At 52.3% G+C, this 12,123-nt stretch carries 9 protein-coding genes and 1 tRNA gene; 5 read left to right on the top strand and 5 right to left on the bottom strand.

What is annotated here, in order from left to right:
• Positions 1–116: 116 nt before the first annotated feature.
• The 3 genes from G5B42_RS03355 (at position 117) to G5B42_RS03345 (ending at position 3,371) form a co-directional block, all read left to right on the top strand.
• Positions 117–725, top strand: coding sequence for an IMPACT family protein (locus G5B42_RS03355; RefSeq protein ID WP_181339037.1), 609 nt, complete (start codon positions 117–119; stop codon positions 723–725).
• Between the two features lie 372 nt (positions 726–1,097).
• A tRNA-Leu gene (locus tag G5B42_RS03350) sits at positions 1,098–1,184 on the top strand.
• 198 nt (positions 1,185–1,382) lie between these two features.
• Entirely contained in the window at positions 1,383–3,371 is a 1,989-nt protein-coding gene (locus G5B42_RS03345) for a sodium-translocating pyrophosphatase (RefSeq protein WP_407926899.1), read from the top strand.
• 128 nt (positions 3,372–3,499) lie between these two features.
• Here G5B42_RS03345 and G5B42_RS03340 read toward each other — a convergent pair whose 3' ends face one another.
• The 5 genes from G5B42_RS03340 to G5B42_RS03320 form a co-directional block, all read right to left on the bottom strand.
• Positions 3,500–4,573 carry an alcohol dehydrogenase catalytic domain-containing protein gene (locus G5B42_RS03340; RefSeq protein WP_181339036.1) on the bottom strand — a complete coding sequence of 358 codons (1,074 nt, stop codon included), beginning with the start codon at positions 4,571–4,573 and terminating at the stop codon, positions 3,500–3,502.
• Positions 4,574–4,644: 71 nt separating this feature from the next.
• Positions 4,645–6,036 (bottom strand): FAD-dependent oxidoreductase, encoded by a 1,392-nt coding sequence (locus G5B42_RS03335; RefSeq protein ID WP_181339035.1) that lies wholly within the window; start codon positions 6,034–6,036, stop codon positions 4,645–4,647.
• Positions 6,037–6,073: 37 nt separating this feature from the next.
• Entirely contained in the window at positions 6,074–6,637 is a 564-nt protein-coding gene (locus tag G5B42_RS03330; RefSeq protein WP_181339034.1) for a hypothetical protein, read from the bottom strand.
• A 34-nt stretch (positions 6,638–6,671) separates the two neighbouring features.
• Positions 6,672–8,828, bottom strand: coding sequence for a hydantoinase/oxoprolinase family protein (locus tag G5B42_RS03325; protein WP_181339033.1), 2,157 nt, complete (start codon positions 8,826–8,828; stop codon positions 6,672–6,674).
• 139 nt (positions 8,829–8,967) lie between these two features.
• Complete coding sequence (locus G5B42_RS03320) at positions 8,968–10,266, bottom strand: hypothetical protein (protein WP_181339032.1); 1,299 nt, start codon at positions 10,264–10,266, stop codon at positions 8,968–8,970.
• Positions 10,267–10,683: 417 nt separating this feature from the next.
• On the opposite strand from G5B42_RS03320, the gene G5B42_RS03315 reads away from it, so the two are divergent.
• A complete protein-coding gene (locus G5B42_RS03315; RefSeq protein ID WP_181339061.1) occupies positions 10,684–11,787 on the top strand; it encodes an ROK family transcriptional regulator in 1,104 nt (367 codons plus the stop codon).
• Positions 11,788–11,845: 58 nt separating this feature from the next.
• A partial coding sequence (locus tag G5B42_RS03310; protein ID WP_269206148.1) for an FGGY family carbohydrate kinase occupies positions 11,846–12,123 on the top strand: 278 nt, incomplete at its 3' end.

Here is a 12,123-nt window from a genome sequence, read left to right as displayed (position 1 = left end):
CTTTTGCCCCGCCCCTCCGGCGGCGGCCGTCTTCCCAAGCTTTAAAGCGAAGGAATCTTTCCCCCAAATGTGGAATAATGGATTAAGGATTTGACATGGATTTTATGAGGTGAACGATGGAACCAGTATACTTTACCGTCGCCCAGGAACAGACGTGGGAACAGAAGATCGAACGTTCACGCTTCATCGGCCACGCCGCGCCGGTGGCCGATGCCGACGAAGCCCAGGCCTTTATTGGCCGGATCAAAACCGAAGTTCATCCCCAGGCCACCCACAACTGTTTCGCCTACCGGATCGGCCTGGGCGAAAACCCGGTCACCTACTATAGCGACCATGGGGAGCCGTCCGGGACCGCCGGCCGGCCGATTCTCAACGCCATCCTGCAACAGGAGCTCACCAATACGGTGGTGGTGGTCACCCGCTACTTCGGCGGAAAAAAACTGGGTGTCCGGGGCTTAATCGACGCCTACCATTCCACCGCCCTACAAACACTCCTCGCCGCCGGGCGGCGTCCTTTTCGCCCCACCTTCACACTGACCTTGACGCTGCCGTACCCGCAGTTACCAGTCGTCAACCGTCTGCTCCAGACCTACGAAGGCAAGCTTGTCAAGGAGGAGTACGGCGCGGTGGTCAGCCTGACCGTCCATGTTCCGGAAAGCAACCGTGCCGCTTTAACCGGCGCTTTGCAGGGACTGTCCGCCGTGAAATGGGCGGAGGGGCACTGACGCCCCCCGTCTTCCATACAGCCAAGAACACGAATGAACTACTCGTTCAATCCCCTTTCTCAATTTTATGCTCTTGGCGGAGGGCCCTTTTCCGGCCACCGGAATATCTTAATACTAAAGAAATGAGTTTACCACCGATTAAACTCGTTTCTCGCCAACCCATCCTTTCTCCGGCCTTGACCGCACCAAAGGCCAATCTGTCTCTGGACAATGCCATTTGATTCCGGGCGGTTTTTACCGCCCTTTTTTAAAGAGCCGGCCAGTTCCTTTCGCCCAAGGATCTCCCGAAAAACCGTTTTCTGGACCATGATAAATCCTTGACAGCGGCCGCCTTCTTTGTTACAATGAAGGTCGAAGATGTTTAAAACCCGTGCCGAAGTGGCGGAATTGGCAGACGCAGTAGACTCAAAATCTACCGCCCTCAAAAGCGTGCCGGTTCGAGTCCGGCCTTCGGCACCAAGAAAAATCACCCCATTAAGGGGGTTTTTTTTATGCGCTTTTTTGGTCATATTACAGATAAAACCCGATTTTTGCAATGTTAACCCATTGGAAACCTAAAATTCAGTAGGGTTTTTCCGGAAGAACACGAAACATTAACGGCGGGAACGCTTCGCCCTTTCATACACTACTAAGCTACTTGCTGTTGGAGGTGGAACCTTGTCTTTCTGGTCTAATTTATGGTCGGATTTGTTTTGGGTTGTACCTCTGGTCGGAATTGTGACTTTACTGGTGGTCTGGTCTTATTACCGTCAGATTAAAAAGGCGGATCCCGGTAACGAAAAGATGCAGGAGATTAGCCATGCGATCCGCACCGGTGCTTTTGCCTTTATTCGTCGGGAATACACCAGCGTCGCCTGGGTCTTGTTAATCGCCCTCCCCATCATCTATTTCACCTTGGATCTGCCCACCCTGGTCACTTTTCTGATCGGTGCTTTCCTTTCGTTGCTGGCCGGGTTTATCGGGATGAACGCGGCGACCCTGGCCAACGTCCGGACGGCCCAGGCTGCGAAAAATGGAACCGTGGCAGCTTTACAGATCGCCTTCCCCGCCGGTGCAATTATGGGTTTGACCGTCGTTGGTCTGAACCTGGTCGGAATTTCCGTCCTTTATCTCCTCTTTGGCGAGCCGGAATTACTTACCGGATACGGCTTAGGCTCTTCTTTGGTGGCTTTGTTTGCCCGCTTTGGGGGCGGGATCTATACGAAAGCGGCCGACGTCGGCGCGGATCTCGTTGGTAAATTGGAAGAAGGAATTCCGGAAGACGACCCGCGGAACCCGGCGGTCATCGCCGATAACGTCGGGGATAACGTCGGGGATGTCTGTGGCATGGGCAGCGACCTTTTTGAAAGCGAAGCGGAAGTGATGGTGGCCGCCATGTCGCTCGGGGCAACTTTAACCGCCCGTTACGGAGCCAAGGCCATTGTCGGGCCGGTTCTCCTCTTTGCCATCGGGGTGCTGGCTTCAGTGCTTGGCGTCTACTTCATTCGCATGCGGAAAAACAGTAACGTGTATAGCGCGATCAACAACGGGAACTATGTCACCTGCGCCTTGGCGGTACTGGGCGGATTTTTCTTCACCAAGTTTTACCTGAATGACCTTTCCCTTTTCGGGGCGGTCATGGTTGGCCCGATTGCCGGGTTACTGGTGGGGCTGGCCTCCGAATACTATACTTCCGACGAGAAGCAACCTGTTCGTGCGCTGGCCGCGGCGGCGCAAACAGGTACCGCCACCACCATCATTGACGGTGTGGCCATCGGCATGAAATCGACGGTGTTGCCGATCCTGATCACCGCCGGTGCCGTCTTGATTGCCCACCGTTTCGGCGGTTTCTTCGGGCTGGCTTTAAGTGCGGTCTCGATGCTTTCCATCTCCGGCATTACCATTGCCGTCGATGCCTATGGCCCGGTGGCCGACAATGCCGGCGGTATTACCGAAATGGCCGGTCTCCCCGAAGAAGTCCGGGAAGTCACCGATACCCTCGATTCGGTTGGCAACTCCATGGCCGCCGTGACCAAGGGCTTCGATATCTCCGCGGCGGCGCTCACCGCCTTATCCTTGTTTGCCGCTTACGCCAGCGCCGCCCAGCTTGAGGCGATCGATTTGTTGTCCCCCTCGGTCATTATCGGGTTGTTTATCGGCGGGATCATGCCCTTCTTCTTCTCGGCCCAGGCCTTGGAGGCGGTCGGACGGGCGGCCGGGTTTATGATTGAGGAGGTCCGTCGGCAGATGCGGGAGATCCCCGGGCTGCGGGAAGGAAAAGCCAAACCCGACTATGCCCGCTGCGTCGATATCTCCACCCGGGTGGCGTTGAAAGAGATGACCCTCCCCAGTGTCATTGCCCTGCTCGCTCCGGTCGTCGTCGGCTTTGCCCTCGGGAAGGAAGCATTGGCCGGTGTCCTTGGCGGTTCCCTCTTGACCGGAATGTTGATGGCCCTTTTCCTGGCCAACTCCGGCGGAGCTTGGGATAACGCGAAAAAATACATCGAAGCCGGGAACTTCGGCGGGAAGAAGTCGCCCGCCCACGAAGCCGCGGTCATCGGGGATACCGTCGGCGATCCCTTCAAGGATACGGCCGGTCCCAGCTTAAACATCCTCTTTAAACTGGTGGAGATCGTGGCGCTGACGATTGCGCCTCTGATTAGATAACTATACGTCATACAGGCACCTTTATATTAACAAATAATAAGAACGGCCCTGTTCTCAGGGGGCCGTTCTTTTCTATTTCATTTTGTTGAGCGGTTTAAACTCCGCCGCCTGGATCACCGGGACCCGTCCTAAAAAACGATGGCAACCTTAAAGTCACCGTACTTACCGGTCGCGGCATCGAAAGCATCTTCCCACTGTTCGATGGGGAATGTTTTGCTGACAATACCGTCGGTCTTGAGCGTCCCGTCGGCAATTGCGTTAATCACATAATCATAGCAATAGGGTGACAAGTGCGCGCCCAGCACATCAAGTTCTTTACGGTCACCAATGATCGACCAGTCAACGGTCGCCGGCTCACCGAAGACCGAAAATTCGATAAAGCGGCCGAGTTTACGGATCATCTGGAGACCCTGCCCAACAGCCGAAGGATGCCCCGTCGCTTCGATATAAACATCGCAGCCGTAATTCCCGGTCAATCTTTTTACTTCGCTGACCACATCGACTTTACCCGGGTTCATCACCAGATCAGCCCCGAATTCCTTCGCTTTGGCCAGCCGGCTGTCCATCATGTCGAGGACGATCAGGGTTTTCGGATTACGCTGTTTTGCGTAGGTCACCATGCCCAAGCCCAAGGTACCGGCCCCAGCAATCACGACCACATCCTCGCATGAGATATTGGCTCGGTCCACACAGTGTTTTGAACAACTGTAGGGTTCAATCAAAAGGGCCTTTTCCAGCGGCAGGTCCGCGGGCACGACATACTTCAGGGCTTCCTTCGGCAGGCGAATATATTCCGCCATCCCCCCGTTTAGGCTGTTAAAGAAGCCGAAGATCCGGTGGGGTTCACACATCCAGTAGTGTCCTGTTTTGCAGAACCGGCATTCCCAGCAAGGAACAATTTGTTCGGCCGCCAGGCGTTGCCCAAGTTCATAGCCTTTTACGTTCGCGCCCATCTGGACGATCCGCCCGATAAATTCGTGCCCGGGGATAAACGGCGGCTCGACCCACCGCGGCTGGACTTGGTCGCCCCAAAACATCGCCGCCCCGTGCCGGCACTTAATGTCACCCGCACATACGCCACAACCTTCCACCTTTAAAATTATATCATCCGGACCGCATTCGGGCGTGGGCCAACTGGTTTCCAGTACATACTCCCCCGGTTTTTTGGCAACTAGTGCTTTCATTATTTTTGGAACTTGCATGGTCTTCTCCTTTTCTTTCTTTAATTATTAGCCGAACCAACTTTTAGCTGTTTGCCTTCCTCGTTCCCCTTTTAGGCGAGCGGCTTGGCGTCCTCAACAGACAAGATTGCCCCGTGGGCTTTAATGATTTCCCGGATCTGTTGGGGATCGACATCTTTAGGTGAAATATTCTGCTTGACGGCAAGGGCGGCGCCTACTCCGGTCGCTTCGCCCACGGCCATCAGCACGGTCATGATCCGGCAGGAACCGAAGACGACCGCATCAACACTGATGCAACGACCCGCCATCATTAAACCCTCGATGCCCTTGGCTACGGTGCAACCATAAGGAATACCGTAGGGTTCCATAATACTCTTCGTGTAGGTACCCTCGCCTTTTCCGTGGTGAATATCGATAAAATAGGAGAAAAGGGCCACCGAATCGTCGGGAATCCGGCCATTAATGGCGTCTTCCGCCGTTAGTTTTTTGATGCCCATAATGCGGCGGGATTCGCGCACCCCGATGACGGGGTTGACCGAACTGATAAAAGCGTTTTGGAAACCCGGAACATGCTCCTTGAGCATATTGACCAACGGGATGATCTGCAGATGGGCTTCCATTTCGGCGCGGGTCAAGTCGTCGATATCACTGGCATCAACGTCCAAGACCCGGATGGTGTTTACCGCCACGGTACCCGGCATGGGCTGGCGGATATAAATAACCGTATCCCGGTTAATCGGACACTTCCCTTCTTTCCGCAGGCGGGCGATGAGCCCGTTGAGACCAAAGAACACATGTCCCGGGTTGTTACGAAAATACTGCCCGTCATACCCGGGGCGAATATGGGGAAGACCCAGTTCGTAAGGGAGCTCTTCGGGGTGGGCTTCGATATAATCGATAAATTCATCCAGGTTTACCCCGCTCAGATTAAACATAAGAGTGGGCGGTTGTAAAACACCCGTGCTTTCCTGTCCCTTTTCGTATTCGGCCCCCGCCATATAGCCAAGATCCCCGTCGCCGGTGGCATCAATAAATACTTTTGCTTCCAACTCAATACTGGTTCCTTTCCCGGTTACCGTGACCGAGACGAGACGGCCGTTTTCCACCCGCGCGTTGGTCAGTTCGCAATGCAAGAGCAGTTCGATCCCATACTCCCGGACCATCTCAAAACAGATAATACGGGTGTAAAATTGGTTCATGTTGGTCACCGAGAGATGAAATGGGCAGTACGTGTGTCCGTGGGTTCCCTCTTTCTCTTTAAGCCGTCTGACCATTTCCTCAGCCAGACCGCCAACGATCTGTCTTTTCTGCATATCCATAAAAGCTAAAAATGGCAATCCCGAACTTAACTGGCCGCCGAGATACCCTAATCTCTCGACAAGAATAACCTTGGCGCCCTCGCGCGCCGCTCCGATTGCGGCCGACATGCCGCCCGGTCCCGCCCCAATAACGACCACATCGGCCTTCCTTTTCTGGGTTTTCATTAGGCAACCCCCTTACTTGTTTTTTGTCCCAATTACTTCAGCGGCTTGGTCTATCGGTTTTAATTCCACTTTTGTTCATGAGCTCAAAATAGGTATAGGCAAAACCGTGCGCCCCGATCTCCGAAAGCGCTAAAATCGAAGACTTCCCCCACTTGAACTTGCCTATTTGCCAGGTCGGAACCGTATATTGTTCAGCGGTCAAGCCATACTTGGTACATTCCAGGTGATGGAAAAGTTCATGGGCAAGCATGATCTCAAGCGCCTTTTCGAACGGCAGGTTATTGCTTGCCGCCCACTTTTTAACGGCCTCCACATACACCACGATCTTTTTCGCGGCGGGAAAATACTCGCTGAAGTATCTCAAGTTCCCGGCCACATTGTCTTTTTCCTCAAATTCAACGGCCAAACCCTGGTGTTTGACATGTTCATAGATATCGGCCCCGGGTCGGGACCGGATCAGTTCCCTGGCGGCTTTTGCCCCGGTCTCCCAGGCCTGATCCGTGATTTTTCCCCGGTCGGCGGCGGGGATTTTGCGGTAAAGCAGATCGCGCGCCAATTCCTGGCGGGAACTAATTTTGTCGGGAAACGGGAAAGCCTTCATGGCCAAATCCTCTCCACCAATCTATTTTGTCTGCCTATCGTTCATTCTCCGTCGTCCGGGTGCACACAAAGATGAGGTCTTCATCCTCTTGCACCCCCATGAGCTCGGTTTCACAGAGGGAGTAAATCTGTTTCGGGTTTTGCATCCCACCCAGATCAATGATCCGGCTTCCGAGGGCAATATAGATATTGGGAATCTCGGCCCCGCCATCCCCGTAAACGGTATGGTCGGCCAGGAGACGGCGAACTGTGCTTTTCCACTGCGCGGGTTTACACTGGCAAACTTCCCCGTTGCGCCTTTGTAACCGGATAACACCCTCCCGGTCGACCAGACGGATAGTCCGGATCTTTTCCCGGAAAATAAAGAATTTTTTCCGGACGCCCTCGTAACAAACGGCTACCATATGGCCGTTATCCGCGGCAATTTTCAATTCTTCTTTTGCCACGCCAAGGTTCTCGGCAACAATCGCCAAAATCTCCTCATCGGTCTTCGGGTCACTCTTCATTTCCTTCGTCCGCAGCTCCGTAGAGCCGGTGGCGATCGCTCTGACCTTCTGTTGCTGGGGATCCACTTCGATCTTTACTTGCACGGTTTCGATTTTGGCCCCCGCCTCCACCGCCTTCCGGATTGCTTCGCGCCGAATCGCCAGGAGATCTTTTTCCGTCGGATTTTGGATCGAACGCTCCACCATGTCGCGGACCATGGCCAAGGCAACGCCAATCGGGGAGATCACTTCGGCGTTTTTGGCGATTTTATAAGGAACTTTAAATTTCTTCGCCAAATGGGGAACAACCGCAGCGGCCCCGCCGCCGCCACCCACAAAGGTCACCTGTGCCAGGTCAAGGCCGTAATCCTGGATAAAACTCTGCACGACCTTCCCATTTTTCACGGCGGCAAATTCCAAGACCTTCTCCGCCGCCTCCTGAACCGTCAGGCCCATGTTTCCGGCTAGTGGCGCCCAGGCTTTTTCCGCCGCCTCCCGGTTCCCGAAAGCATAGCTGTCCTCGGGCACCAAGCCCACAATATTCGCGGCCCCGGAAAGGGTAAGCGCAAATTTTTTGCCGTTTGCACATTCGATATAGGCGTATTCAGGGTCGCCCGCCACCGGCGAGATACTCTTCAAAACCGGATTGACGATATCTTCCGGTTTGGCGTAAACCTCATAGTCCAAATTGGCAATGTGCGCACTGCGCGGACCGGTGTCCACCGCCTTGCCGTCGACCACCTGGATCATACTGCCGCCGCCGATCCCGACCGTACGGACGTCCAATGAATTTAGATAAGTCTTGTGCCCGCCAATCTCGGCATATTTGATAACAACATTTCCGTCTTTGACGCAGGAAATGTCGGTACTTGTCCCGCCAACTTCCAAAAAGATCCCGTCAGTTAATTTCTCGTACATCAGCGCCCCGGCCACACCAGCCGCCGGCCCTGATAAAACCGTCAAGATCGGACGCTTCCGCACCTCGTCCACCGTCATCACACCGCCATCGCAGCGCATCACCATCAACGGCGCTTCAATCTTCGCGTTTTTAATGCTGCGCTCCGTCATGTTGGCCACATCCATCATTTTCGGCAGAATACTGCTGTTGATGACCGCCGTGCGCGTCCGCACTTTAAGGCCGTAGAGCTTGGACACATCATTCCCGGCGCAGGCCGGGATCTCTTGCTCCCGGCAGATCTCCAGCACCGCATTTTCATTTTCCGGATTGTCCACGCTGAAAGCCTCCGTGGCGACGATGGCCTCGGCACCATGCTGTTTAAGCTTGAAAAGAGCTTCCTTTACGTTTTGGATAAAGTTTTCTTTGTCGCCCGAATTCACATATTCTCCGAAAGTACACAAGTATTTGCCCTCGGCCAGTTCGATATCGCCGATATTGGTATCCGATTTCGATTTCAAGCCTTGGATTCCGCTGCCCAGCGTCAAAATCCCAACCCTGACCACATCGCCTTCCAGCAGTGCATTGGTCGCCTGGGTCGTACCGTGGGCTAAAAAAGTAACATCCTCCGGTTTGATATCATATTCGTCCATCAGTTTTTCGAGGGCGAGAATAATCCCCGCGGCAACACCCTCCTCCGCGGTATGCGTCGTCGGGATCTTCACGCTGCCAATCAATTCATAGGTGTCGTTATTAATCGCAACCGCATCGGTGAAGGTGCCACCAACATCAATTCCGATTCTTACTTTCATGACCTTATACCCCAATCCTGATATATTTACTAAAGGGAAGTCAATCTTTTTCCGGTGCAAATTTCCGATGCGGAGATCCGAGATCTCCGCATCGGCACCATAGTTTTGGGAAAAAATTTATACCTTACCAAACGAGGATTTAGAAATAAATCAGCACCATGACAATAACAGAGATAGTCGTTAAGATCCAGTTGGCAAAGAAGACTTTGTTGGTGGTCCCAACCGGATCTTGTCCAACATAGTTGGACGCCCATACCACCTGGGTGGAGGTTGGGCAAGATTGCGTCGGCCAACGAAATGCCGCATAGAATACAGCAGATAGAGCAGCGACCGGCAAAACGTTAACCGCGAGCATACTGGCGGCTAAACCGGCCCCAAGGCCCAATAAGTTGAAGGGGCCACGGTAAAGACCCAAGGGGCTGAGCAGACAAACAAAGAGGATCAGCCCGGCAGCGGTGGTCGGTGTAATGGCCTCCATAAAGGGATTAATCGCCGCCTGGGTGATCGGCGCCGTCATCGCATTGATAATCATTCCGATCCCGAACATCAAACCGGTAGTCGGGGCGCCTTCTTTAAACCCTTCATAACAACTCTGCACAATCATGCCGGAGTATTTGGTCCAGTTGCCCTTGAAGGTGAAAATCATCGCCCAAATAATCCCAATTATGAACACGGTAATGGCTTCGAGCCTGAAAATAAGCATGACAGCTACAACAACCAGGGGAGTCATGCAAGCAAGGAATCCGCGAACCCCGGTTACCTGTTGCGGCCGCTCTTCATCGTTCTCATCGGTGGCAAGCGGTGTAGCAAAGGCGAACTTTCTCCCCCCTTTCCGGAAGCTGATCACCAAGTAACCAATGGCAAACAGAATACTCATCACACTGAGGATGGCCGCACACAAGTACATGGAAGAAGCCGCCACGCCGGTTATATTGGTAATCACCGCAATATTGGCGGGGTTGATCACATAACCGGCCGTCATCGCGGCGAGGTAAGCGTTGGCCGCCACGACCGGCTGAACGCCAACCGAAAGCATAATGGGGAGAACGATACTCCCGACCATCGCCACCGCACCGGTTCCGTACAGCACGGTAAACAAGAAAGCGGTGACAATACTGAGACAGATCGAAATAATGACTGGTTTGTCACCGCCGAACTCCGCCGCTTTTTTGACAATCGTATCCGTCACGCCGGTCCGGTACAAGATCTGGGAAAGCCAGCAACTGAACAAGATGGCAACATAAGTTCCCGCAAGTTTAAGGGCTCCACTGGACAGCACATAAGTTAGAATTCCTTCTTGCCCGACCAGGGGAAGCCCGCCGGCCAAGCCAATCAAGACCGCCATTACAGGCAGGGCCAGTAAAGCCGGTATTTTTCGTAACATCATCAACAGCGCCATGGTAATGAAAATAACCACCACGATAATACCTATTGCCATTGATCCAAATCCCTCCTCAAAATTTTCCGTGCCCAATAGTGAATTTGTGATGACACTTGTGCTTTCCCAGATTCACCTCCCAAATATTAGAAGCCGTTTTTTATTTTCATTTAGTAAAATGATTTTACTAAATGGTTTTCTTAATTATAATTAATTATATCACGCGATGTCAACCCCTAAATTTTCCTTTCCGTAACTTTCCTTTAACAAATCTAAAACCGTACCGTTCTTTGTTTTTTCATGTTTCATACCAAGTTATCATCGCGTTTTAAATGGATCCATACCTGTTTTAACTTTATTCCTTGTGGTTAACTAATTGCTGTGCTATAATTTTATAAAATGGATTTATGAAAGGGCTTTTTAAATTAATAAATTGAAAAGAAGGTATTGTCATTGAGAGAAAAATATACTGCCAATATGGAAATAAAAAAAATAAACCGCTCGAAAATATATCTACTTCTGCTGAAAAACCAGGGTTTATCCCGGCAAGAAATCGTGCTGAGACTAGGCTTAAGCCTGCCTACAGTCACCCAAAACATCGAAGAATTGATCACGGAGGGGCTTGTCGAAGAGTTCGGTTTTATCGGTAATACCGGCGGAAGGCGCGCCCGCGCCTACCGCGCGGTTTTAAATGCCCGCGTGGCCATCGGGCTTGATGTGACCAAACACCACATTACCTGCGCGGCGGTCGATTTGTCCGGAAATCTGATTGAGTGTATCCGGATTCGCCGGCAGTTTGAACGCACCGATGAATATTATAAGATCCTCGGTTCCTTGGTGGATGAGGTCGTTAAGAAAATAAATATCCCGCCGGCACGGGTCTTGGGAGTCGGAATCGGTGTCCCGGGGCTGGTCACGGCAGATAACAAGAGGATCTTTTACGGGGAAATCCTTAATTTCGGGGGAGCAACCTCCGCCGAGTTTGGCAAGTATATACCCTATCCGGTTTCACTGCATAATGATGCCAACGCCGCCGGCTTTGCGGAAATCTGGTCCCATGATTTTCTCGCCAACTCCTTTTACCTGATGCTCAGCAACAATATTGGTGGTTCGGTTTTGATCAATGGTCAGATTTACAGCGGTGAAAATCTAAGAAGCGGAGAAATTGGTCACTTGAAAATTGTTCCCAACGGCAAGCAGTGCTACTGCGGGCAAAAAGGCTGCTTCGACGCCTACTGTGCGGCAACGGTTTTATCCAATCATACGGATGGCAATCTGGAAAAGTTCTTTGAAAAACTCCGTGCCAAAGACCCCCAGGCCGAAAAGATGTGGGATGAATACCTGGATAACCTGGCCCAAGCGGTCAGTAGTTTAAATATCCTGTTCGACAGCACCGTCATTCTCGGTGGTTATGTGGGCGAATATATCGAAGACTATCTGGATGATCTTAAGACAAGGACCGCAAAATTACATCCTTTTAACAACGACTCCGCGTATCTACAAGCCTGCAAATACAAAAAGCAAGCCATTGCCGCGGGTGCTGCCTTAAGCTATATTGATGAGTTCATCGCTTCCGTATAGGATCTTGCACCGAAAATACAAATATTTGGGGGATAAACAAGTGGAAAAAATTAAGCAAATGATTAACAGCAAACGGACGACGCTAGGGATTGAGTTGGGCTCAACGCGAATAAAGGCGGTGTTAATCGGTGAGGACCATACGCCCATTGCCACCGGAGGGCACACCTGGGAAAACAAATTGGAAAACGGCATCTGGACATATGACCTTGCTGAGGTGTGGACCGGGCTGCAAAACTGCTATCGCGACCTGGCGGACAAAGTCAGGCGGCAATTCAATGTCACGCTCACCAGTGTTGGCGCGATTGGCATCTCCGGCATGATGCACGGCTATCTTGT

Source organism: Capillibacterium thermochitinicola (assembly GCF_013664685.1).
GTDB lineage: Bacteria > Bacillota > UBA4882 > UBA10575 > UBA10575 > Capillibacterium > Capillibacterium thermochitinicola.
This window is presented reverse-complemented; position numbering and strand designations above follow the sequence as displayed.

Coding starts and splice junctions, on each gene's coding strand:
- G5B42_RS03355 (WP_181339037.1), top strand. CDS start 117: ATGGAACCAGTATACTTTACCGTCGCCCAGGAACAGACGTGGGAACAG.
- G5B42_RS03330 (WP_181339034.1), bottom strand. CDS start 6,637: ATGAAGGCTTTCCCGTTTCCCGACAAAATTAGTTCCCGCCAGGAATTG.
- G5B42_RS03335 (WP_181339035.1), bottom strand. CDS start 6,036: ATGAAAACCCAGAAAAGGAAGGCCGATGTGGTCGTTATTGGGGCGGGA.
- G5B42_RS03340 (WP_181339036.1), bottom strand. CDS start 4,573: ATGCAAGTTCCAAAAATAATGAAAGCACTAGTTGCCAAAAAACCGGGG.
- G5B42_RS03320 (WP_181339032.1), bottom strand. CDS start 10,266: ATGGCAATAGGTATTATCGTGGTGGTTATTTTCATTACCATGGCGCTG.
- G5B42_RS03325 (WP_181339033.1), bottom strand. CDS start 8,828: ATGAAAGTAAGAATCGGAATTGATGTTGGTGGCACCTTCACCGATGCG.
- G5B42_RS03315 (WP_181339061.1), top strand. CDS start 10,684: ATGGAAATAAAAAAAATAAACCGCTCGAAAATATATCTACTTCTGCTG.